Source organism: Acinetobacter sp. C26M (genome assembly GCF_023702675.1).
Taxonomy (GTDB): Bacteria; Pseudomonadota; Gammaproteobacteria; order Pseudomonadales; family Moraxellaceae; genus Acinetobacter.
On the sequence record NZ_CP098478.1, the window covers coordinates 454,359 to 480,316 of the forward strand.

Genomic DNA, 25,958 nt, shown 5'->3' on the forward strand with positions numbered 1-25,958 from the left:
TGCTTCTACTGTGCTGAAAGGAATGAGATTTTCACTTGGATTTAACTTAGCTGAACTGCTTCAGATAGTCGCTTGGTGTCATGCTGGTTTCACGTTTAAACATGGCACTAAAGGCACTTGGACTATCATAACCTAAGTCGAGTGCAACATTTAGAACAGGCTTGTTTAAACTCAAGTCAACCATCGCTTGCATCAATTTGGCTTGGCGAACCCAATGGGAAAAATGTAAACCAGTTTCTTTTTGAAAATGCCGTGCCAGTGTTTTGCTGCTGATATGCAGCTGCTCAGCACTATCTTCCAGATTCCAGTCTAAACTGAGATTGTCTTTGATCTGTTGACACAGCTGTTGCAGTCGTGGATTTTGAGGTTCAGGTAAATTAAAGGCGAGCGAGGGTAACAAGTGAACTTCATCTAAAATCAATTGCAATAATCTTTCATTGCGGCTCTTAGGTTGGATCACTGTTTTAATCTGCATTGCACTACTCATCAGTTCCCGTAGTAAAGCAGGAATGGCGACAACACGGCATTCTGAACTGAGGCTGGTTTGTATTGTGGCATCAATAAAAATTCCCCGTGCTTTGACATCACCACTACTGAGTAAGGCATGCGGTTTATGCGCAGGAATCCAAACGCCACGTCCAGGTGGCGTAATCCAAATTCCCTCATGGGTTTGTACCCGAATCACACCGGATAGGGTATGAATCAACTGGATCCGATCATGGCTATGCCAATCTTCAATGTGGCCATGGGGGTAGTTTTCTGAAAAAGCATAGATGGGATAATCTAAGAATCCATGTTCAAAATTCTTGCCCATGTTTAAAATGCCCGCAAAAGAAATTGTCTATTTCTCGATAGTAGTCGTCTAATTGTCGAGAAACAATAAGATGATTATTTTTTAGCATGATCTATACCGAAATATCTAGGTTTAGATGATGTTCCAACGTGCTTATTTTTATCCCTTATTCGCGATTTTATTTTGGGCAGGAAATGTTGTGGTGTCTAAAATGGCCAGCCATGCCATTTCTCCTGTAGCAATCACATTTTATCGTTTGGTATTGGCACTCGCCGTGATGAGTACGTTTGTGCTGATTCCTGTCTGGAAGAATCGACAGACCATCAAGCAACATTGGAAGCAGTTGGCATTGGGCGGTTTTCTTTCTGTGTCTTTATTTCAGTTCTTGTCTTATCAGGCGGCAGCGACCACCACAGCAACCAATATGGCGATTGTGACTGCATTGATTCCTTTGCTGACCATGATTTTAACTAGCTTGATGCTGAAAGATCGTATTAGTTACGGCATGTTGTTTGGAGGTGCTTTGTCTTTCTATGGCATTTTGTATTTGCTGAGTCATGGTTCAATTGTTGATATTTGGAAGCAAGGTGTTCATTTGGGGGATGGCTTAATGTTGCTCGCAGCAGCAGGCTATGCCTTGTATGGCGTTTTACTGAAACGCTGGAAAATGCCGATCCCTGCGTGGCAATCTAACTTCGTACAATCTAGTTTTGCGATTGTTTATGTGTTGCCATTCTTTGTATTTTTGCCTGCATCGGAAATACAACTAAATAAACAAACCATTCCACTGATTGTTTATGCCAGTATTTTTTCCTCAGTGTTGCTATCTTATTTGTGGATTGAAGGGGTAAGACATTTAGGGCCAAATCGAAATAGTATTTTTATGAATCTATTGCCCTTATTTACAGCATTGATTGCAGTAGCATTATTGGGTGAGCATTTACAAATGTTTCACTATATTGGTGGCGGCTTAACTTTAATTGGTATCTTGATTGCACAAACGATTCAGAAACCGATCCAGCTGAAACAAGACACGAAGCAAATTTTAGATTAAAGAGACGAGCAACAAAAAGGCTTTAACTGAGGTTAAAGCTTTTTCTTTTTTAAGACTTACTCTGTGCTGCGATCTGAGCTTCTAGCAGCTTAATTTGATCTTCTTTCAGCTTGAGTAAAGTATCAACATCACTACTTTGCTGCTTTAACTCATGTTGTTGGTCTTGCAGTTGTTGGTGAATATCATCCAGTTTGGCAATTTCTTCTTTTGCCAAACTATCATTTGCAGGCAGTGGCGCTTTCACAATGGATTCTTCAACCAATTGGATCGGCGCAGCAACATCATTTGTCGCTGTTATGACTTCATCATTAGTCACCACCGTTTCTGGTTGGGCTGATGCAATTGTTTTTGCGGCAACAGGTTCCGAAGGAGTGGCGGTTGGTTGCTGATCTTTTTGTGCTAAAAACCATTGGACAGCAAGGAACAGCACCACTACAACACTAATTCCACCAATTATCATCCATAATAATTTGGAATTTTCAGTCTGGTATGTGGACATCATTTTTAACCTTCTAGTCAAAATGACGAGGTTTGAACTGTATCACCCCAATCTCATCTGGCTCAGCGGGTTGCGCCTGTTCCACATGGGTCGGACGTTTTTCGCTATAAGCACATTCGATACATTCAATCCACTCGTCATCCACAGTGATGATCTTAACCACACGATCTAACGCGCCACATTTTGGGCATTTTGCACCCGCGATGAACTGTCTCTTCATGTCAGTTAATTACACCCTGCGAACAATAATGACGTAGTTTAAGCGGTTTTATGAGTGTTCGTCCAACCTTGATGACGTAATAATGCATCTATTTTTGGTTCTCTTTTTCGGAAATTGCGAAACGCATCAAGCGCTGTATCTTTTCCGCCAACTGCTAGAATAAACTTTCTAAACTCTTTTCCAGTCTCAGTATTAAAAATACCTTCACTTTCGAAACGATCAAATGCATCACTTGCTAAAACTTCTGCCCATTTATACGAGTAGTAGCCCGCAGCATAACCACCTGCAAAAATATGACTAAAACTGTGTTGGAAACGGTTGTAGGCAACCGCTGGAACAACAGCAAATTTATCGCGAATATCATCTAAAGTTGCTTGGATTTGCTGACTGTTTAATGCTGGTGCTTGACGATGAATCGTGAGATCAAATAAAGCAAACTCAATCTGACGCAAGGTTTGCATACCTGATTGGAAGAAACGTGCATTTAACAATGCAGATAACAATTCCTGTGGCAAAGTCTGTTTGGTTTCGGTGTGCTCGCTGAGTACATCTAGACTTTCATTGTCCCATGCCCAGAATTCCATAAATTGACTTGGTAATTCAACTGCATCCCAAGCTACGCCGTGTGTCCCTGCAACCGAGATGTTATCCACTTCGGTCAACATATGATGTAAGCCATGACCAAACTCATGGAATAAAGTAATTACTTCATCATGAGTCAATAGTGCAGGTTGATCGCCAATTGGTGGGGTAAAGTTACATACCATGTAACAAATTGGTTTTTGTAGGCCATTGGCTGTTTGAACACGAGAACGGAAACCGCTCATCCATGCACCACCGCGTTTGCCATTGCGTGCGTATAAGTCGAAGTAGAAACCACCGACGACTTGACCTTGATCTTCAATTTCAAAATAACGCACATCATTCTGCCAAACAGGGGCTTGGCGTTCGACAATCTGGATACCGTAAAGACGTTGTACGATCTGGAATAAACCTTGAACCACTTTCGGTGCAGGGAAATATGGTTTAAGTGCTTCTTGCGAGAGGTTGAACTGTTGTTGTTTCAACTTTTCAGAATAATAGGTTGCATCCCAAGGTTTGAGTTCATCAATGCCATCTTGTTGTGCAATGGTTTTGAGTTCTGCAATTTCGGCAAGTGCTGGCGTACGGGCATGTTCTGCCAAATCAACTAAGAATTGATTAACTGTTTCAACGTCAGGCGCCATTTTGCTCGCAAGGGAATATTCAGCGAAATTATTGAAGCCAAGCAGTTGTGCCATTTCCTGACGTAAGCTCAGGATTTCTTCCATCACAGGTGTATTGTCAAATTCAGTCTTGTCGGACTGTTCAGATGCGCGGGTGACATAGGCCTTATACAACTCTTCTCTTAACTCACGATCATCGGCATAAGTCATAATTGCAAAATAAGCAGGGAAGTCGAGCGTCGCAATGGATTGCTCAAGCTCACGTTGTTGACCGTATTGTTTTAACAGTTCAATACTGCTTTGCGGTAAGCCTTTGAGTTGCGTTTCTGTTAGCGGCTTGAAGTAAGCTTGGGTTGCATCGAGTACATGGTTAGAGAAGTCAGAAGAAAGCTGCGATAAACGTGCTGAAATTTCTGCATAACGTTTTTTAGCTTCACCTTCGAGTGCAACACCTGACAGTTTGAAATCACGTAAAGCCAGTTTAATTGCACTTTGCTGCGCTTCGCTCAGCGTTTGAAATACAGCACTATCATGGATCTGTTGATAAGTTTGATACAGTGCCGTGTGTTGTCCAAGCTGCGTATAGTATTCACTTAAACTTGGTAACAGTGCTTGATAGACTTCACGGGTTTCAGGGTTGTTCATCACCGCATTGAGATGCGACAAAATCCCCCATGCTTCACTCATATTATTTTCAAGTTGATCAACTTCGGTCAATGTTGCCAGTTGAGCTTCAGTGCCTTGAGGAACTTGATGGAGTTGATTCAGGAAGTTTTGACCATTTTGAATGGTCTGTTCAATTTGTTGTTTTAAGTCGGCAAGTTGAATTTGATCAAATTGAGGAACGGGAAGAGTTGCTTGCTGGAATGTCATTGTATTTTTGCCATATTCATCTTTAAACATAGTTATAGATGTAGGGCTTCGGAGCGGAGAAATCAAGGTTGATTTGTTGATTCAGGAATAATTCCTTGCAAACTATCTACAATTGTACCTAAGTAACTTTGTTGTGTAGACAGTTTGACCATTACGCTTTGCTTGGGAGGGAATTGTTTATATTGTTGAGTAGTCAGACAATAGTTGAAGAAAAAGTAGTTCAGAGATTTACTCTTTAATTCATACGAACACTTTGTCTTATTGCTTTTAGATATAACCGCAGTTGCAATAACCTGCTTTTCTGTTTGATGGCCAAAGTAATATGTATATAAATAAGGGGCTATACCACTGAACGTATAATAAAGCAGCGCAGCGAATAGAGGGGCAAGACAGATAAAGTTGAAAATATGCTGTATGGGGCCTGAGATTTGCTGTGTGAGGCTTTTAGGCATTTTCCATTGAGAGTGGTAAGCAAGATAATAGCTGAGCAATACAACACTATACGCTATGATGATGGAAAAATAGAACCCAAACTGAGCGACTCTATCCGTTGGCGTAAAGTGAGAACTTGCTGAAAAGAGATCAAAAAATCCCACAATTAGAATAAGGATGTAGAGACAACCAATGATTATTTTTTGAGGCTTTTTAGATGAATATTGATCAATCATTTTATTGTTAATATATCTTGATAACTTATGATTGTATTCACTTAAGCAAAAAGAGCAAGTCCATGACTGAACTTGCTCTAGAGTGAATTAGTCTTGTTTTGCTTTCGCATTCGACTTTTTCTTTTTCACTTTTTTCTTGGCCTTGTCTTTGCTTTCAGGCTTTGCAGACGCTTTTTTTGCAGGCTTCTTGGTATAAGAACTTGCTTTGTTCTTATCCTTTTTCTTGCGTATAGGCTTCTCACCATCTTCACTGACTTTGGATTGAGTAGAGGGCTGGTTGCCAAATACTTCTTCAGTTGTTGAAGCACGTTTCGAGCTAGAAGGATTCGCAGTACGCGGTGCTTTCTGACGAATTACACGGCCCAAATGGGTGAGTTGTTGAACTAACTGGAAGTCAATTTTACGTTCTTCCAAGTTCACACCCGCAACTTGAATCTTGACTTCATCACCGAGACTAAAGGATTGTCCGCGATTTTGCCCCACCAAACTTTGGCTCGCCTGATCATAAAGGAAAAAGTCATCACCTAACTGACTGACATGAATCATGCCATCAACATAGAGGTCTTTAAGGGTCACGAATAGTCCAAACTCAGTGACTGCACTGATAACCCCGACAAACTCATCACCGATATGCTGTTGCATATAGTGGCATTTCAACCACATGGTAACGCTACGTGATGCTTCATCAGCACGACGTTCAGTTTGCGAGAAATGTTCACCCGCATCATCTAATGCTGCACCTGACAGTGGATACACTTTTTTGTCTAAATACGCTTTGATCGCACGGTGTAGTAATAAGTCTGGATAACGACGAATCGGTGATGTGAAGTGGGTATATGCTTCATATGCCAAACCATAGTGTCCTGCATTGTTCGCACCATAATAGGCTTGCATCATTGAACGTAACAGCACCGCATGAATACTTGGTGCATCTAAACGGTCTTTGGTCGCTTCAATTACCGCCTGATAATCGGCCTGAGTTGGTTGTTCTGGGAATGGCAAACCGAGCAATTTGACGAAATCACGAACTTTTTGAATACGTGAGAACTCTGGAGCTTCATGCACCCGATAGAGCATTGGAATATCATGTTCCAAAGCATATTCCGCAGCGGCAACGTTCGCCAACAACATACATTCTTCAATCAGTTTATGTGCATCGTTACGACTACGCGGCAAGATTTCTTTGATCCCACCTAATTCGTCAAAGGTCATATAGGTTTCAATGGTTTCAAATTCCATTGCATGACGCTTAGCACGCAATTCTTTTAGCGTTTGATAAAGTTGGAATAAGGTATTCAGTGATTTATGAATGCTCTTATCTTCAGGGATGGCATTGGTTGCCCCTTCAAAATATTGCCCTACTTGGGTATAGGTTAAACGTGCTTTTGAGTGCATTACCGCAGGGTAGAACTCATATCCTGTGACTTTACCTGCGCGAGACAGTTTTAAATCACAGACCATACACAGACGGTCAACATGTGGATTGAGAGAACACAATCCATTCGACAGTGCTTCTGGCAACATAGGCAATACAAAGTGCGGGAAATAAACCGATGTACCACGTTCTTCTGCTTCTTCATTTAAAGGTGAGTCTAAACGCACATAATGGCTCACGTCTGCAATTGCCACTACGACACGGTAACCACCACCTGCACGTTTCTCAGCAAATACGGCATCGTCAAAGTCACGTGCATCTTCGCCATCAATGGTGACGAGCGGCAGATCACGTAAATCGACACGTCCTTTAAGATCTTTTGCCGAAGGTTCTTTAAAGCTTTCTGCTTCTTTCACTACAGCTTCTGGAAACTCGTAAGGCAGACCAAATTCTAGAATCGTTTGTGGGATAATAATTTCAGTATCTGCTTTATCCGCCATGGATTGAACGATGTGACCTGTTGCTAGTTCTTCACGGGTTGGGTAATCATCAATCGCAACACGCAGCATATCGCCCACTTTGGCATTGGCATGTTCAATCAGTTCTTTTTCGAGGGTAATCGGTTGGTGCTGATTTGGATTGCTCGGCTGAATAAAGTATTCACCTTCATGCTCAGCCACTTTACCAATAATCTGCTTAACACGACGTTGCGCGATTTCAGTAATAAAGCCCCAAGGCTTACCTTTACGGTCAACCGAGGTCTGACGTACCTTAACGCGGTCGCCATTAAAAACTAGGCGTAGTTCACGTTCAGGTAAAAGGATATCGTCCTGACCCGTGATATTGGCAGTACCTAGACCTTTACTATTGATATAGACCGTTGCTTCATGGCTCGGTAAATCGGTTGCAGGTTGGTATTTAAAGCCATCTTTCATAAGTTGACCATCACGAACCATGGCACTTAAACGGTGATTCAAGGCATCAATACTTTTTTGATCGGGGATATTAAAGTGATCAACCAATTCTGCATGGGACTGTGCAGTTTGTAATTGTTCTAATGTAGTTAGAATAAGAGTTCGGCTAGGAATAGGATTATCGTAACGTTGCGCTTCTGCTTTTGCTTCGGGATCGGCCCAATTTTTAGTCATATCGTTTCAATTCACATCTGGCAGATCGGTTTAGCATAAGTCATTCAAACTCTAACTGCACGTCAAAGATTGCAAGATTCTGTTTATTGTTCCGATCTGAATAAAGGAGATAACACTATATTAACAAGCGTTGAACCAAAAAATGCTGAAAAAATGTGGAAATTGATTAAAAAACATTTGATTGAACTTAAAAAGCAGAAAAAAACAGGAACATCCCTTGTGTAATGTGGTTTTAGTTTGTATTATTGCGCTCGTGTTACGGTGAGATGGGTGAGTGGCTGAAACCACATCCCTGCTAAGGATGCGTACGGGTAACTGTACCGAGGGTTCGAATCCCTCTCTCACCGCCACTTTACTTAAAGCGCTCATAGCTCAGCTGGATAGAGCACTTGGCTACGAACTAAGGGGTCGGGAGTTCGAATCTCTCTGAGCGCACCAAGTAAAGATTTAAAGTAACACATGCCTAAATAGGCACATAAGTAATGCGCTCATAGCTCAGCTGGATAGAGCACTTGGCTACGAACTAAGGGGTCGGGAGTTCGAATCTCTCTGAGCGCACCAACTTAATAGAAGAAACCGCTTAATTGCGGTTTTTTTGTGCCTGAATTTTATGATTGAATATGAATTAAATGATAAATGTAAAAAAGCCGCTGAAATCAGCGGCTTTTTAGTTGGTCTATTTAGAAATGATTGACTGAACTGAATAGATGGTCAGTTAAATTGTTTAAAGCAGATGGAAGAGAAATAAGATCGGTTAACGAACCACCATTTGGATTTGGTTCACCTACAGCGATGCCTGAAGTGACTGTGCCAGTCAACGCGTCTAAAATTCCATCCACGCTTCCGTGAGCACTGTAATCTCCATTGCCAACGCTTACACTGATTAGATTATTGATACTCTCTAATGAGCCATCGCTGAATAGGGTACTGACATGATCTTGTAAGGTATCTACTGCAATGTTGCCACTGCTAATGACGGTTTGAATCGGTTGAGCAATTCCTGCGATAACGTCTCCGCTATTTGCGCCATTATTAATGGTTCCAAGAATATCTGTAATCACACTTAGACTACCTTCACCACCGATACCACCAGTGATTCCACCGATAATCCCCGTGATTGAGCCTAAAGGACCACCTTCGCCACCACCGATACCGCCCGTAATCCCACCAAGGATGTCAGAGATTGAGCCTAAAGGACCGCCTTCACCACCGCCAATACCGCCAGTGATGCCACCGATGATTCCTGTAATTGCACCTAAAGGACCGCCTTCACCACCACCGATACCGCCAGTGATTCCACCGATAATGCCTGTGATCGCACCAAGAGGACCACCTTCACCACCGCCAATTCCACCAGTCACGCCACCGATTAAACCACCGACATCAGTGAGGTCACCAGCAATATGCTGAACCAGACCAGAAGCAGTTGAACCATTGTTAATCAATGTACCAACTACACCAGTCAGAGCACTCGCAGCGCCACCGATATCCGCACCCGCTAAATCAGAAATTGCTTCCAGTGTGCCATTTACCGTATCGCGCGAGGTCTCAAAGGTGAGGGTACCTAGATTAGTTAGATCAGTAACTGGATGAACACCCGGAAGAACACCGCCAATTGCACCACCTACGGTAGTAATCCCTGTGTTGATAATATCTGTTTTTAGACTTTCAACACCTTGAAGGACATCGATACCTGTTTGGATTACGCCCGTGACAGGGTTATTACCTAAGTCACCACCCGTGATGCCACCGATGATTCCTGTGATTGCACCTAAAGGACCGCCTTCACCACCGCCAATGCCGCCAGTAATCCCACCGATAATGTCTGTGATAGGACCAAGAGGACCGCCTTCACCACCACCAATACCACCAGTAATCCCACCGATGATTCCTGTGATTGCACCTAAAGGACCGCCTTCACCACCACCGATACCGCCAGTAATCCCACCGATAATGTCTGTGATAGGACCGAGAGGACCACCTTCACCACCGCCAATTCCGCCAGTGATGCCACCGATAATGCCTGTGATCGCGCCTAAAGGACCGCCTTCACCACCACCGATACCGCCAGTAATCCCACCGATGAGGCCACCAACATCAGTGATGTCACCAGCAATATGCTGAATCAGACCAGAAGCAGTTGAACCGTTATTAATCAATGTGCCGACAACACCTGTAAGCGAACCCGCAGCACCACCGATATCCGCACCCGCTAAATCAGAAATTGCTTCTAATGTACCGTTTACTGTATCGCGTGAGGTCTCAAAGGTGAGGGTACCCAGATTAGTTAGATCAGTAACTGGATGAACACCCGGAAGAACACCACTAATTGCACCACCTACGGTAGTAATACCTGTGTTGATAATATCTGTTTTTAGGCTTTCAACACCTTGAAGGACATCGATACCTGTTTGGATCACACCTGTGACAGGGTTATTACCTAAGTCACCACCCGTGATGCCACCGATGATTCCTGTGATTGCACCTAAAGGACCGCCTTCACCACCACCGATACCACCAGTAATCCCACCGATAATGTCTGTGATAGGACCAAGAGGACCGCCTTCACCACCACCAATACCACCAGTAATCCCACCGATAATGCCAGTGATCGCACCTAAAGGACCGCCTTCACCACCACCGATACCGCCAGTAATCCCACCGATAATGTCTGTGATAGGACCGAGAGGACCACCTTCACCACCGCCAATTCCACCAGTAATGCCACCGATAATGCCTGTGATCGCGCCTAAAGGACCGCCTTCACCACCACCGATACCGCCAGTAATCCCACCGATGATTCCTGTGATTGCGCCAAGAGGACCGCCTTCACCACCGCCAATTCCGCCAGTGATCCCACCGATGAGGCCACCAACATCAGTGAGGTCACCAGCAATATGCTGAACCAGACCAGAAGCAGTTGAACCGTTATTAATCAATGTGCCGACAACACCTGTAAGCGAACCCGCAGCACCACCGATATCCGCACCCGCTAAATCAGAAATTGCTTCTAATGTACCGTTTACTGTATCGCGCGAGGTCTCAAAGGTGAGGGTACCTAGATTAGTTAGATCAGTAACTGGATGAACACCAGGAAGAACACCGCCAATTGCACCACCTACGGTAGTAATACCTGTGTTGATAATATCTGTTTTTAGACTTTCAACACCTTGAAGGATATCGATACCCGTTTGGATCACACCTGTGACAGGGTTATTGCCTAAGTCACCACCTGTAATACCACCGATGATTCCTGTAATTGCACCTAAAGGACCGCCTTCACCACCACCAATACCACCAGTAATCCCACCGATAATGCCAGTGATCGCACCTAAAGGACCGCCTTCACCACCGCCAATTCCACCAGTCACGCCACCGATTAGACCACCGACATCAGTGATGTCACCAGCAATATGCTGAACCAGACCAGAAGCAGTTGAACCATTGTTAATGAGTGTACCAACTACACCAGTCAGAGCACTCGTAGCACCACCGATATCCGCACCCGCTAAATCAGAAATTGCTTCCAGTGTACCATTTACCGTATCACGTGAAGTTTCAAAGGTGAGGGTACCTAGATTGGTTAGATCAGTAACTGGATGAACGCCCGGAAGAACACCGCTAATTGCACCACCTACGGTAGTAATACCTGTGTTGATAATATCTGTTTTTAGACTTTCAACACCTTGAAGGACATCGATACCTGTTTGGATTACGCCCGTGACAGGGTTATTACCTAAGTCACCACCCGTGATGCCACCGATGATTCCTGTGATTGCACCTAAAGGACCGCCTTCACCACCGCCAATGCCGCCAGTAATCCCACCGATAATGTCTGTGATAGGACCAAGAGGACCGCCTTCACCACCGCCAATGCCGCCAGTGATCCCACCGATGATGCCAGTGATCGCACCTAAAGGACCGCCTTCACCACCACCGATACCGCCAGTAATCCCACCGATAATGCCAGTGATTGCACCTAAAGGACCACCTTCACCACCACCAATACCGCCAGTGACACCGCCGATAATGCCTGTGATTGCACCTAAAGGACCACCTTCACCACCACCAATACCGCCAGTAATGCCACCAATAATACCTGTGACAGTACCTAATGGACCTGTGCTACCAATGTTGGTTACATCACCAATGATATGCTGCACTGTATTTGACGCAACTGAACCGTTATTCACAAGCGTACCAACAACACCAGTCAGAGCGCTCGCAGCACCACCGATATCCGCACCGGCTAAATCAGAAACTGCTTCCAGTGTGCCGTTAACGGTATCCCGTGAAGTCTCAAAGGTGAGGGTACCTAAATGAGCTAGATCTCCAATAGGGTGTTCAGATTGGTGAACTGCACTGATAATGGTGCCTGCGACAGTATCAATTCCTGTATTAATGATTTCAGTCTTTAAGCTTTCCACACCTTGAAGGACATCAATACCTGTTTGAATGACGCCTGTTACGGGATTATTGCCTAAATCACCACCTGTAATACCACCGATGATGCCTGTGACTGCACCAAGTGGGCCACCTTCAGCTCCACCAGTGATACCGCCAATGATTCCAGTGACTGCACCAAGTGGGCCGCCCTCAGTTCCACCCGTAAGACCACCGATGATGCCTGTAACTGCACCAAGTGGACCACCATTTGTTCCACCCGTAAGACCACCAATAATGCCTGTGACTGAACCAAGTGGACCACCCTCGTTTCCGCCCGTAATTCCTCCAAGAATTCCTGTTACTGCACCAAGTGGATTGCCACTTGCGCCGCCTGTAACACCGCCTAGAATATTTGTGACTGTTGAAAGTGGGCTACTACTGCCTGTCACATTCCCCAGAATGCTAGTAATTGAACTTATAGGATTGTTGGCTGCTCCACCTGTAAGATTACTTACCGTATGAGTTACGGTATTTGTTGAAACGATATTTGTAATTGTAGATAAGGATAAAGGAGCAAGGATTGAACCGCCAACGTGTGATGTAGATGTACTACTATCAACTAAGCTTGAAGTAATACTTTTAATGGGTGAAAAAAGACTTTTGAAAAGCATAACGATACCTATATTTATAAAGTTGTGTTGTTTTGAGTAATTATTAAATTGCTATGATATTTTTGTGATTAAGGTCACATTAATCATATTTAGTGTTATATGTGGCTATTATTTTGTCAATCTGTAACGGATTGGAATATGATTGTTAAATGTGAATTTAAAATATTGAATTTTAATATATTTATTGGCTGTTAATTTTAACTAAATTTACACTTGTATTTTATTTGAAAGCTTGGAATGACTTTAATTTTAGTAGAATAAGTGTTTATTATCATGCAATTAAGGTATTGTTTTAGCTTAATCTATGCACTATAAATACTGTGTTGAAAAGAAAGTTTTAAAATTTGTTACTGGTTTGCAAAAAAATATTTCTAGTGTTTTTTGCATTTATTTAGTTAATAAAGATCAATGTTTTAAATTTTTTCTTAATTAATTTTTTTAAAATTTTAATAGATCTAAAGTCGTATTGTTTATGTTGTTATTGACTTGTTATTTAAAAAAACTTACCAATCAAATATGTTCTCCGTGCAGTATTTTGATTTTAGTTTGATGAACGAATTAAGCTGCAAGAAAAGCCACTGATGAAAGTGGCTTTTCTTATCGTTATATTTTAAAAGTGATGAAATGAGCCAAATAGATGATCGGTTAGGCTTGTTAATGGTGATGAAACCGAAATGAGATCGGTAATGCTACCACCATTTGGATGAGGTTCTCCAGCTGCGATTCCAGAAGTACTAGAAGAAACTGTGCCCGTGATGATATTCAAAATGCTATCGATACTATTACCACCATTGTCATTATTCACATGAACAAGGTTGGTTAGTCCTTCAAGTACATTCCCACTACTGAAGATATTACTCATATTCTCTTGTAATAAATCGAGTGTTAGGTTGCCACTTCCAACAACAATTTGGATAGGTTGAGCAACGCCAGAAATCACGTCACTGCCACCAATACCACCAGTAATACCGCTGAGAATGTCTGTTATTGAGCCAAGAGGACCACCGTCACCGCTGCCGATACCACCAGTAAGACCACCGATAATGCCTGTTACTGCGCCCAGAGGACCACCGTCACCGCCACCGATACCGCCAGTAATGCCACCGATGATTCCAGTGACTGCGCCAAGAGGACCGCCGTCACCACCGTCGATACCGCCAGTAAGACCACCGATAATGCCTGTTACAGCACCGAGAGGACCACCGTCACCACCGCCGATACCACCAGTAAGACCACCAATAATACCTGTGACTGCGCCAAGAGGACCGCCGTCACCACCGTCGATACCGCCAGTAAGACCACCGATAATGCCTGTTACAGCACCGAGAGGACCACCGTCACCACCGCCGATGCCGCCTGTGATACCGCCAATAATGTCAGTGACCGCGCCAAGAGGGCCGCCGTCACCACCGCCAATGCCACCCGTAAGACCACCGATAATACCTGTTACTGCACCAAGAGGACCACCATCACCACCGCCGATGCCACCAGTAAGACCACCGATAATGCCTGTTACTGCGCCAAGAGGGCCGCCGTCACCGCCACCGATACCGCCAGTAATGCCACCGATGATTCCAGTGACTGCGCCCAGAGGACCACCGTCACCACCGCCGATACCGCCAGTAAGACCACCGATGATTCCAGTGACTGCGCCAAGAGGACCACCGTCACCACCACCGATGCCACCAGTAAGACCACCGATGATTCCAGTGACTGCACCCAGAGGACCACCGTCACCACCACCGATACCGCCAGTAAGACCACCGATAATGCCCGTTACAGCACCGAGAGGACCACCGTCACCACCACCGATGCCATTAGTAAGACCACCAATAATGCCTGTGACTGCACCGAGAGGACCGCCGTCACCACCGTCGATACCGCCAGTAAGACCACCGATAATGCCTGTTACAGCACCGAGAGGACCACCGTCACCACCACCGATGCCATTAGTAAGACCACCAATAATACCTGTGACTGCGCCAAGAGGACCGCCGTCACCACCGTCGATACCGCCAGTAAGACCACCGATAATGCCTGTTACAGCACCGAGAGGACCACCGTCACCACCACCGATGCCATTAGTAAGACCACCAATAATACCTGTGACTGCGCCAAGAGGACCGCCGTCACCACCGCCAATGCCGCCAGTAATGCCACCGATGATTCCAGTGACTGCACCCAGAGGACCGCCGTCACCACCGCCGATGCCACCCGTAAGACCACCGATAATACCTGTTACTGCACCAAGAGGGCCGCCGTCACCGCCACCGATACCGCCAGTAATGCCACCGATGATTCCAGTGACTGCGCCCAGAGGACCACCGTCACCACCACCGATGCCACCCGTAAGACCACCGATAATGCCTGTTACTGCACCAAGAGGGCCACCGTCACCACCAATCACTCCACCAATTGTTCCAGTAATGATGTCGAGAGGATTGCCACCTCCACCACCGATTACACCGCCAACTAGACCAGTCACCAGATCAAGGGGACTGCCACCCTCACCACTGAGGACACCACCAACAATACCCGTGACAACATCAATAGGGTTGTAGTCGCCACTAATAATGCCTTCTACGCTAGCGGTTACACCGCCGACTGCACCTGTGACAGTACCTAAGACACCTGTGCTGTCAGCATCACCAGTCACAACCGTGACGAGATTGGTTACAGGAGTAACTAGATCACCGTGAGAGATGCTATTTAGATCGAGTACAGAGATTGCATTGCCTGAGAAATTGATTGGAATGGTAATTGGAGTCACGACGTTGGTACCATCTCCAACGCCATTGCCGATACCATAGTTATGGTCGCCATTGCCTGCACCAATACCATTACCGATACCACCAGATCCATTGCCAATCGAACCATTATTTTCGGTGTCATTGTCCTGGAAGTTATTATGTGTAGTCGTTGTAGCATTATTGGTTGAAGTTGAGGTTGCAGTACCAAATAAGGAAATGGCATTGCCAGAGAAGTTAACGGGGATTGCAATTGGTGCGACAAAGTTTGCGTCATCCGCAATACCATTGCCGATACCATAGTTATGTTCACCATTGCCTGATGCGATACCATTACCGATACCACCGCCAGAACCGACACCTGTACCGCTGCCGTTACTATTGTTGGTTGTATCATTGTCTTGGAAATTGTTATTGGTTGTCGTAGATGAATTATTGGTTGAATTTGCTGTCGCATTTCCAAAGATAGAGAAGGCATTACCTGATGCATTCACAGGCGTTGTGATCGGGATAATGATACTTGCGTCATCTGCAATACCATTGCCGATGCCGTAGTTGTGTTCACCATTACCTGAAGCGATACCATTACCAATACCGCCACCTAAGCCATCTGCACCGTTACCGCCGTTATTGCTGTTATTGGTTGTATCGTTGTCTTGAACATTGTTGTTGGTCGTGGTTGAAGAGTTATTTTGTGAATTTGAAGTTGCATCACCAAAGATTGAGAAGGCATTCCCTGATGCATTTAATGGTGTGGTAATTGGGATTACGATACTCGAATCATCTGCAATACCATTGCCAATACCGTAGTTATGCTCACCATTACCTGCGGCAATACCGTTCAGAATACCTCCAAGATCACTACCAGAACCGCTTGCTACGCCACCGTTATTGCTATTGTTGATCGTATCGTTGTCTTGGAAATTGTTATTGGCTGTTGTAGAGGAGTTGTTAATTGAGTTTGATGTTGCATTACCAAAAATAGAGCCTGCATTACCAGAGAAATTAACAGGGCTTGTGATTGGAGCGACGACATTGGCATCACTGCCGATGCCATTACCAATACCAAAATTATGGTCTCCATTGCCAGAGCCAATACCATTGCCTATACCACCGCCAACGCCATTACCAGTAGTACCACCTACAACTGTGCCGTTATTACTATTGTTGGTTGTGTCATTATCTTGCAGGTTATTGGTTGTTGTGGTTGAGCCGTTATTGACAGATGTATTGGTTGTATCACCAAAGAAGGTCCAAGAGTTACCTAAACCGTTGACTGGCGCGGTAACAGGCATGGTTACACTTGCGTCATCGCCATTACCATTGCCAATACCGTAGTTATGTTCACCATTCCCTGCACCAATACCATTGCCTATACCACCGCCAACACCATTACCTGTGGCTGTTCCAGTACCACCATTATTACTGTTGTTGGTGGTGTCGTTATCTAGCACAGTATTGGTTGTTGTGGTTGCTGCATTATTGTGGGACGCATTATTTGCATCACCAACAAAAGAAAACTCATTCCCTAAACCATTGATCGGGGTGGTGACAGGTGTAACAACATCAACGTCATCACCATTGCCATTGCCAATACCATAGTTTTGTTCGCCATTACCTGCACCAACGCCACTAAGCAGTCCGCCTACACCGTTACCAGTACCACTACCAGCACCTGTACCATTGTTGCTATGGTTGATGTTGTCATTGTCTGAGACGATGTTGGTTGTATTGGTTGTTGCTGTATTGGTTGAGGTATTACCGAGATCATTCGGATCACAGTCATTATCCAGTCCAGAGATGTTGTTACCCATGAAATTGATTGGCGTTGTGACTGGAGATGTCCAATCGGCATCGTCGCCATTGCCATTGCCAATACCGTAATTATGCTCACCATTACCAGCACTTACACCATTGAGTAAGCCATCACCACCATTGCCTGTTGTTCCAGTGACACCAGTGCCATTGTTACTATTGTTGGTTGTGTCATTGTCTTGTACATAGTTGAGTGTGTTGGTAGAACCATTATTGACAGAACTAACATCGCCACCGCCGATAACACCCGCTGAATTACCTAAGACATGAACAGGTGTTGTCCATGGGGCAGTAATATCTACATCATCACCGTTACCATTGCCAATACCATAGTTTTGTTCGCCATTGCCTGCTGCTGGACCATTACCTAAACCACCAAGGCCATTACCTGCATTTGTACCGATGCCATTGTTGCTATTGTTGGTTGTATCGTTGTCATAAACAATATTCGATGTATTGGTTGGCGCTGTATTGACGGAGTCTACATCACCACCAACGCCCGCAACTGAGTTACCAAGAACTTGGACTGGTGTCGTAATGGGTGTCGTGACGCTGGCATCATCACCATTGCCATTGCCGATACCATAGTTGTGTTCATCATTGCCTGCAGAAACACCATTTAATAGACCGCCTGCACTGCCATTGCCTGTTGCACCAACACCACTGTTGCTGTTGTTGATGGTGTCGTTATCTTCGATCACGGTAGAGGCATTGGTCGGAGCAGTATTCACCGAATTAACATCACCACCACCAATTGCAGAAACTGAGTTGCCTAGACCTTGGACAGGCGAGGTCACAGGTATGGTGACACTTGCATCATCGCCATTACCATTGCCGATCCCATAGTTTTGTTCACCATTGCCTTCGGCTGGACCGTTGGCTATACCGCCAAAACCATTGCCAGCCACACCAGTGGCATGATTGCTATTGTTGGTTGTGTCATTGTCTTGAATATGTGTGGTCGATGTCGTTGCTGCAGTGTTGACAGAATTAACATCACCGCCACCAATACCATTCACTGAGTTACCTACAGCTTGTACAGGTGTGGTCCATGGTGTGGTGATATCTGCATCGTCACCATTGCCATTGCCGATACCGAAGTTATTTTCATCATTGCCTCCGGATACACCGTTGAGTAAACCACCCTCATTACCATTAGTCGCTGATCCAACCCCATTGTTGCTGTTGTTGGTTGTATCATTGTCTTGAATCGCTGTGCTTGAGTTGGTTGAAACATTGTTTACGGAATCGACATCGTTTGTGCCTATGCCTGAAACTGAATTGCCAATTGTTTGGAATGGTACAGTGACGGGTGCAGTAAAGCTGGCATCGTCACCGTTGCCATTGCCGATCCCATAGTTCTGTTCACCATTACCAGCTGCTGGACCATTGGCTAAACCGCCAGAACCATTGCCAAGGACGCCAGTTGCATTATTACTATTGTTGGTTGTGTCATTGTCTTGAATATTGGTGGTTGAAGTTGTGGTTGATGTATTGACCGAATCTACATCACCACCGCCAATTCCTGCAATTGAGTTGCCAACTGCTTGTACAGGTGTGGTCCATGGTGTGGTGATATCCACATCTTCACCATTACCATTACCAATACCGTAGTTATGTTCACCATTGCCAGCAGATACGCCATTTAATAAGCCACCATTGCTGCCATTTCCAGCTGCACCCACACCGTTATTACTGTTGTTAGTGGTGTCATTATCTTGAATCGTTGTCGCTGAACTTGTTGATGTATTGTTGGCAGAATCTACATCACCACCGCCAATCCCTGCGACTGAATTACCAATAGTTTGGACTGGCACAGTGATTGGTGTTGTGACGCTGGCATCATCACCGTTACCATTGCCGATCCCATAGTTTTGTTGCCCGTTGCCTGCCGCTGGGCCGTTACCCAATCCACCAAGACCATTGCCGGTACCTGTTAGGCCTGTACCATTATTGCTATTATTTATGGTGTCATTGTCGTGGATTGTACTGGAGGTACTGGTTGTTGATGTATTTACCGAATTGATATCGCCACCACCAATGCCTGCAACAGAATTACCCACTGCTTGAACAGGTGTGGTCCAAGGTATGGTCACACTTGCATCATCACCGTTACCATTGCCAATACCATAGTTATGTTCACCATTCCCTGCACCAATGCCGTTAAGTAAACCAGCACCCACTCCATTGCCCGTACCAGCTACACCAACGCCATTATTGCTGTTGTTGGTTGTATCATTGTCATCAATTACACTGCTATTTGTGGTTGAAGTGCTATTAATTCCATTGATATTACCACCACCTATCGCTGCGGCTGAGTTGCCGATTGCTTGGAATGGTGTCGTAACAGGTGTGGTGATACCAGCATCGTCGCCATTACCATTGCCAATTCCATAATTTTGTTCGCCGTTACCAGCACCAATGCCATTTAATAGACCACCAGCGCTGCCGTTCCCAGCAGAACCTATGCCCGTATTACTATTGTTAGTCGTATCATTATCTTGAATTTGAGTTGAAGATGTTGTGGGTGATGTATTCACCGCGTTGATATCAGCACCGCCAACAGCAGCGATTGAATTACTGATTGCTTGGACTGGCGTGGTCCATGGCACTGTTACGCTGGCATCGTCAGCATTGCCATTTCCAACGCCATAATTATGTTCACCATTGCCTGCCGCGATACCATTTAATAAGCCACCAGCATTGCCATTGCCAGCTTGGGTACCTGTATTACTATTATTAACAATATCGTTATCGTGGATTTGAGTTGTTGATGTTGTTGGCGTTGTATTGGCCGTTGTAAGAGGTGTTGTCGTGCCTAGCCATGAAAATGAATTACTGAAAGGCTGGAACGCTGCTGTGAAAGAGGGGGTAAAGCTAAAATCGTTTGCGTTACCTAATCCTGGACCGTAGTTGTGACTACCATTCCCTGCCGCTATGTCGTTGAGCAAACCGCCATGACTCGTATTCGTACCACTATTTGTATGAGTAAGAGTGCTGCTGTCTTCGATGACTGTATTTTTTACAGTGGGTACAGTATTAACCGAAGAGGAGGATCCTTGGCTATTGCTAGAAAGAGACAGAATCCCTTTAATGGGTGATAAAATATTTTTAAATAACATGTCGATATACCTATAATTATTGGAGTTTTATTTTATTAAGCCTTAATAATTATGTGACTCCTGTCCCATAATGTGTTTATTAGTATTTAATAGTTATCTAATTAAAGTCAATATTGTGCTTTGTATCATATTTTTAAGGGAGTATAAAAATAATAGAAAACAAAGAGATGTATTTTTTCAGCGAATTTATGACTAGTTCTTATTCGGAATGCTAATTCTTTATAGAAGTTATAAAGTCGATAGAAATATAAAATCATTAGAACCGATATATTTAAAGTTTAATCATTTACTTAGGTGTGATTGAATGTTTGAAATAATTGAATATCTGTGTCGGACATTGACTGGAGAGATGTCTATGCTCATTCAAACATTAATCTGCTCGTTTTTTATTCCAATAGTCACTGGATGCCGAATCTATAGCCAGTTGAATGCAATCTTGTGAAAAAAGGCTTATCATTTGGTGGAAAGTGCGTATAATGCGCTCCATCAAATATGCGCTCATAGCTCAGCTGGATAGAGCACTTGGCTACGAACTAAGGGGTCGGGAGTTCGAATCTCTCTGAGCGCACCAATTTGAATAAATAAACCGCTTAATTGCGGTTTTTTTGTGCCTCAAATTTTTGCTTTGATTTTTTGTACAAATACGGTATTACCGCCCACCGCAGGTAGTACGTCGTGATAAGGCAGACTGCGCATTGCTCTTAATAGAAAGGGAGCTTTTTCATCGATTTTCATTGCGCTGGTCATGGTCAATAAAGTCCCGTGGTTGAGTGAGTTCAGTTTCATTTTTCCTTTAATAAAACGTAGGTCACCGCCATTGGCATAAAAATTATTTTCATCTGCCTGCGGATAATTAAAACGTAATTTAAATGCGAACGGTATATTGATGACACCAAGGCCAACATTGACTTTAATATCTGCGTCCTGCTCTTGATTTTGAACAGGAGAGGCGATCACTTTTTTAATCTGTCGAGGAAATAACTCTTGGTAGGCCAATGGACTCAGCCATTTTTGTAAAGGTTGAGGAGATTGCTTATAGAACTGATACGTGGTGGTGAAGCGCATTGTTTCCCGACCATGGGTATACAGCATACTGGTTGGTGCATGAATAATACTGACAGGTTGCTGAGCCGTTTGAATTAGTTGTGTGATTTTATTGAGCTGTTCTGCATTGAATTGTGTCGCTGGAATTTGTCCTGGGTTGAGTAGTATGGTTTCTTGTTTACTAAAACGGGTTCTTAATGCTTCTAATGTAAATGTATTGACGCTACTCGGAATACCGGGTTTTACGTCAGGGATGGCATTAAGAATTTGCTTAAAAATAAATCCTTTGGGCTGATTTAAGTCACCCCACTGAGTTAAGGTGATTAAAGTTCGGTTCTCGTCCAGAGCAAACCATTCAAATTTTCCGATTGCATAAGGAATAGGAGCGTCAATGACTAAATTGGCAATACTATTCGGCTTAATCTGGTGTTGTAGGGTGACATCTTCATTAAAGTTGAGCACAGGAATTGGGGTCGGAATCGAGACACGATATTTCATTTGAATCGTGTTGCCAGATTGTTCCACTATTTTCGCCGATTTAAGCGTTGGGAATAAACCGACATAGTGGCTGAAGTCGGTCAGTGTTTTTGCCACTTGCTGTGTATTAACGGGAACAATGATCGATGCTGAAGTAAAACCAACACTAGGCTGAGGATTACTTTTCAGTGTGGGTAATGCTGTTTTTGTTGCAGGATGGCCATAAATAAAAATATTGTTTTGGGTGTAACTGGCTAAAAGTTGCGGACTATTTTGAAAGGGTTGTAGGGCACTTGGAATATTGTCTGTCCAAGGTAAGATTTGTGCCATACAGGATTGGGACATTCCAAGTAAGAGACCACAATATAGCAGCACATTAGTATTAGCCATCACGTTCACATTCCTTGTTTTTGCGTATGTCTATAGATTGGATCATCTATTTTGAAGAATTCACCTTAATAAATTTTTAGGTTAAAAAGTAGTCGTATTGCGTATATCTCTTATCCATAATTCATTGAAATGGCCTAAAAGACTGATGTTCAGGATAAAATATACTGATGAGAAAGATTTAAAATGGCATGAAATGGTGAAAATAATTGTAGATCTAGTCTGGTCAGTATTTCTCTAACAAGCGACTTGATCTAAAACCTGAATTAAAAAGAATAGAAAAAATCACATTTAAATTTTGCATTAAATCACGATAAATGTGATTTCCCATTGGATCATTTATGTTCTAATAAGCCAGTTTTTTCAAATGTTAGAAATCTAAAATGTCTGAACAACGTCCAAGTGTGTCGGTGCGCTATTATCTAAACTTAGAAGAATCACAAGATGGTTTTGCTTTGGTCACTTTTGGAAAAAAGACCTTTAGTCGTTTTTTAACCCCTGTGATTAGTATTGCGATTATTTTGTGGGGCATCTATTTAGGTTTTTCTGGTGTTGGGCGTTATTACGTTGCTCTTGGTGCTTTTTTTCTGATTATGCAGGGTGTCATGCGATATTGGTTATTACCTATGCTGTTCAAACGCCAATTTGTTCGCTATCAATTTGGTAAAAGTGAGCAAGGGATCGATTTGTACCAAGATCATTTTGAGCTTTATGCAGCAGGTAAAAAACAAACAGCGCAATATGCAGAGGTTCAATCGTTTGCGATTGGCAAGTTGACCTATATGTTGGAGCTGAAAAGTCATACTGTAGTGATTGTGCCTAAACGTGCATTTAGCAATTCAGCAGATCAAAGCAAATTCGAGAATAGTTTTAAAAAGTAAGTTTATCGACGGTTGAAAGAACAAGGAGTTTTCATGAGTACACGTCCTTCAAAAATTGTGTGTGTGGGTCGAAATTATGCTGAACATGCGAAAGAGTTGGGGAATGCCATTCCTGATCGCGCGTTGCTCTTTATCAAGCCGCCAAGCAGTATCGGTTCTTTAGAACAAGGCGTAAGCTGGAATCAAGCATTAGGTGAGTGTCACTATGAGTGCGAAATTTGCTTGCAAATAGCACATCCTTTATCGCAAGAAACCGATCCAGCCAAAGCCTTAGAAGCAATCGGTGCGGTGACTTTGGGCTTAGATTTGACCCTACGCGATTTGCAGGGTGATTTAAAATCTAAAGGCGAGCCGTGGGAACGTGCCAAAGCTTTTGATGGTGCATGTATTCTCGCAGACTGGATTGAAGCAGATGAAATTGGTGACTTACAAGAGTTAGAGCTAATTTTGAATATTAATGGAGTAGACCGTCAGCACGGTTTTACCAAAGATATGATTTTCGATATTGGGACTTTACTGGTAGAGATTAACAAATCTTTTAGTCTTGAAGTCGGTGATGTCATTATGACGGGTACGCCTGCTGGTGTTGGAGCATTACGTGCCAATGACCAATTGATCATGAAGTTGATTACTCAGTCTGGCGAATACGACTGGAATACGTTTGTAAAAGCATAAATTGAAATACGATGGCGCTGGTTTTGTAATCAGCGCCTTTTTTTATAGCTCAACACATGTGTTTTTGTTTAACCTTAAATACAAACTCAGTCAAAGCTTAACTGCCTTGATACAGTTTTCGGAATTGGTCAGGGGTACAGTGCATCCAACGTTTAAACATATAAATAAAAGCCGATGAACTGGCATAACCTAAGTCCAAAGCAATATTCTCAATGGTTTTACCCTGATTCAACATCGACATCGCTTTCATCACTTTTAAACGTTGCCGCCATTCATGCAACGACATGCCTAATTCTTTCTGGCTATAACGGGCAAGGGTACGCTCAGTCATATTAATCATTTGTGCAAGCTGTTCCAAGGTACTGTTATCCGAAGGAAATTCATGTAAATGGGTTAATATTTTAGCCAGTGCAGGATGCTGTGTTGTAGGCAAATAACTGCCGACAAGTTCAGCATGGGTCAGTGAGTCGAGTAAGACTTGAAGCAAGCGTAAATACTCTGGATCTTGTTCAGAAAAGGGATGCTTGCGGATATGTTCGAGCAGTGCAGAAACTAAGGGTGCAGATAATAAGATGCCTGCCTGTTCAGGCATATTTTGGCAGAGTGATTCATGCACGTACAAGGTGCAATGGGTGACCTCGTTACGATTGATGCCGCTATGTTGTAAATGCGGTGGTAGCCAAATCCCATAAGGTGGTGGGGTTAAATAATGTATTTGCTCAATATTGACTTCTAATACACCGTCAAAAGCATAGATAAACTCCCCCCAAGCGTGCGCGTGTTGTGGGTAAAAAGTCTCTGCAGGTGCATCCCGAATCTGAAGCCATAAAGGTGCAGGAATATCGTTGTAGGTCGGGATTGGCTGAAAATCTTGAATCCGTTGTGCTGATTTTTTCATAACATGAGAATTGCCTGAAAACACGCATCTATTGTCGTATTTTCACTATATCATGAAAATACGACAGTCTTATATTGGTGCTCAAACCATAAAATCAGGAGCGCGCAATGGATGAGCGTAAAGCATTAGATGCAACGGCATCGGGTCTGATGATCGTACTGTGTATGATCTGGGGACTGCAACAAGTCATTTTAAAAATGGCAGCTCCTGATATTTCACCCTTAATGCAAATCGCGCTGCGTTCGGGCCTTGCAGCACTGCTGCTATTACCGTTGTTGTATCTCGATAAAAGCAGTCAGCTGTTTAATCGTCAGAATTTAAAAGCGGGTGCGCTGGTTGCCTTTTTATTTTCTTTAGAATTCTTTTTATTGGCACAAGCCTTACAGCTAACCTCAGCTTCACATGCAGTGGTACTCCTATATACCGCGCCGATTTTTGTGGCCTTGGGCTTGCATTGGAAACTTCCTTCAGAGCGTCTCAGTCTGTTGCAATGGACAGGCATTGGGATTGCCTTTCTAGGGATTGTGGTGACGTTCTTACGTACTAATTCAGGCGGGTCAATTGCGGATCGGCAGATGTTATGGGGTGACTTACTGGCTTTGGCGGGGAGTATTGCTTGGGCGGCAACCACCATTACCGTACGCTTATCCTCACTGGCGCAAGCTACAGTAACACAAACCTTGTTTTATCAATTGGCGGGGAGTTTTGTGCTGTTGTTTGGCGCGGCTCTGGTTCTGGGGCAGGCCACGATTCATTTCACCCCGTTGGTAATGGGCAGTCTAGCATTTCATACCTTGGTGGTTTCTTTCGCTAGTTTCTTGGCGTGGTTCTGGTTGCTACGAAATTATTTAGCTTCCCGCCTCGGCGTTTTTTCCTTCCTGACCCCCTTATTTGGGATGGCTTTTGGTGTGTGGTTATTGGGCGAAAAAATTGAACTGAATTTTGTGATTGGTTCTGCACTAGTCTTGCTTGGCATTGTGGTGGTGAGTTTACAGGGCTGGTTAAGGAAATAAAAAAAGA

Annotated in this window: 14 protein-coding genes and 4 tRNA genes; 8 read left to right on the forward strand and 10 right to left on the reverse strand. The window is 43.8% G+C overall.

The features are described 5' to 3' along the window. Positions 1-46 precede the first annotated feature (46 nt). Entirely contained in the window at positions 47-814 is a 768-nt protein-coding gene (locus tag NDN11_RS02200; protein WP_251110643.1) for an AraC family transcriptional regulator, read from the reverse strand. Positions 815-932: 118 nt separating this feature from the next. On the opposite strand from NDN11_RS02200, the gene NDN11_RS02205 reads away from it, so the two are divergent. Further along, entirely contained in the window at positions 933-1,847 is a 915-nt protein-coding gene (locus NDN11_RS02205) for a DMT family transporter (RefSeq protein WP_251111470.1), read from the forward strand. Between the two features lie 49 nt (positions 1,848-1,896). On the opposite strand, the gene NDN11_RS02210 is transcribed toward NDN11_RS02205, so the two are convergent. The 5 genes from NDN11_RS02210 to rnr all read right to left on the reverse strand — a co-directional run bounded on the left by NDN11_RS02210 (position 1,897) and on the right by rnr (position 7,835). Next, entirely contained in the window at positions 1,897-2,349 is a 453-nt protein-coding gene (locus NDN11_RS02210) for a hypothetical protein (RefSeq protein WP_251110644.1), read from the reverse strand. Between the two features lie 10 nt (positions 2,350-2,359). Beyond that, the gene (locus tag NDN11_RS02215) at positions 2,360-2,566 is read right to left on the reverse strand and encodes a YheV family putative metal-binding protein (RefSeq protein ID WP_004657752.1); all 207 of its coding nucleotides are present in this window, start codon (positions 2,564-2,566) and stop codon (positions 2,360-2,362) included. A gap of 38 nt (positions 2,567-2,604) precedes the next feature. After that, positions 2,605-4,644 (reverse strand): M3 family metallopeptidase, encoded by a 2,040-nt coding sequence (locus tag NDN11_RS02220; protein ID WP_251110645.1) that lies wholly within the window; start codon positions 4,642-4,644, stop codon positions 2,605-2,607. Between the two features lie 62 nt (positions 4,645-4,706). Beyond that, positions 4,707-5,312: a hypothetical protein gene (locus NDN11_RS02225; RefSeq protein WP_251110646.1), complete on the reverse strand. Its 606-nt coding sequence runs from the start codon at positions 5,310-5,312 to the stop codon at positions 4,707-4,709. 87 nt (positions 5,313-5,399) lie between these two features. Then, positions 5,400-7,835 carry a ribonuclease R gene (gene rnr, locus NDN11_RS02230; RefSeq protein WP_251110647.1) on the reverse strand — a complete coding sequence of 812 codons (2,436 nt, stop codon included), beginning with the start codon at positions 7,833-7,835 and terminating at the stop codon, positions 5,400-5,402. A gap of 260 nt (positions 7,836-8,095) precedes the next feature. Here rnr and NDN11_RS02235 point away from each other — a divergent pair. The 3 genes from NDN11_RS02235 (at position 8,096) to NDN11_RS02245 (ending at position 8,396) form a co-directional block, all read left to right on the forward strand. After that, a tRNA-Ser gene (locus NDN11_RS02235) sits at positions 8,096-8,185 on the forward strand. 11 nt (positions 8,186-8,196) lie between these two features. After that, positions 8,197-8,273 (forward strand) — tRNA-Arg (locus NDN11_RS02240). Positions 8,274-8,319: 46 nt separating this feature from the next. Beyond that, positions 8,320-8,396 (forward strand) — tRNA-Arg (locus tag NDN11_RS02245). A 119-nt stretch (positions 8,397-8,515) separates the two neighbouring features. Here the strand turns inward: NDN11_RS02245 and NDN11_RS02250 are convergent. Together NDN11_RS02250 and NDN11_RS02255 are read right to left on the reverse strand one after the other, a co-directional pair. Continuing rightward, positions 8,516-12,892, reverse strand: coding sequence for a beta strand repeat-containing protein (locus NDN11_RS02250; RefSeq protein ID WP_251110648.1), 4,377 nt, complete (start codon positions 12,890-12,892; stop codon positions 8,516-8,518). 610 nt (positions 12,893-13,502) lie between these two features. Then, complete coding sequence (locus tag NDN11_RS02255) at positions 13,503-20,576, reverse strand: beta strand repeat-containing protein (protein WP_502801894.1); 7,074 nt, start codon at positions 20,574-20,576, stop codon at positions 13,503-13,505. Positions 20,577-21,070: 494 nt separating this feature from the next. Between NDN11_RS02255 and NDN11_RS02260 the strand changes: the two genes are divergently transcribed. Further along, a tRNA-Arg gene (locus tag NDN11_RS02260) sits at positions 21,071-21,147 on the forward strand. A gap of 41 nt (positions 21,148-21,188) precedes the next feature. Here the strand turns inward: NDN11_RS02260 and NDN11_RS02265 are convergent. Next, on the reverse strand, positions 21,189-22,487 hold the full coding sequence (locus tag NDN11_RS02265; protein ID WP_502801327.1) for an SRPBCC family protein: 1,299 nt from the start codon (positions 22,485-22,487) through the stop codon (positions 21,189-21,191). 380 nt (positions 22,488-22,867) lie between these two features. On the opposite strand from NDN11_RS02265, the gene NDN11_RS02270 reads away from it, so the two are divergent. Further along, positions 22,868-23,365 (forward strand): YcxB family protein, encoded by a 498-nt coding sequence (locus NDN11_RS02270; RefSeq protein WP_251110649.1) that lies wholly within the window; start codon positions 22,868-22,870, stop codon positions 23,363-23,365. A 33-nt stretch (positions 23,366-23,398) separates the two neighbouring features. Beyond that, positions 23,399-24,040: a fumarylacetoacetate hydrolase family protein gene (locus NDN11_RS02275; RefSeq protein ID WP_251110650.1), complete on the forward strand. Its 642-nt coding sequence runs from the start codon at positions 23,399-23,401 to the stop codon at positions 24,038-24,040. A gap of 97 nt (positions 24,041-24,137) precedes the next feature. Here NDN11_RS02275 and NDN11_RS02280 read toward each other — a convergent pair whose 3' ends face one another. Further along, entirely contained in the window at positions 24,138-24,938 is an 801-nt protein-coding gene (locus NDN11_RS02280; RefSeq protein WP_251110651.1) for an AraC family transcriptional regulator, read from the reverse strand. Between the two features lie 107 nt (positions 24,939-25,045). Here NDN11_RS02280 and NDN11_RS02285 point away from each other — a divergent pair, with 107 nt between their 5' ends. Then, on the forward strand, positions 25,046-25,951 hold the full coding sequence (locus NDN11_RS02285; protein ID WP_251110652.1) for a DMT family transporter: 906 nt from the start codon (positions 25,046-25,048) through the stop codon (positions 25,949-25,951). Positions 25,952-25,958 lie beyond the last annotated feature (7 nt).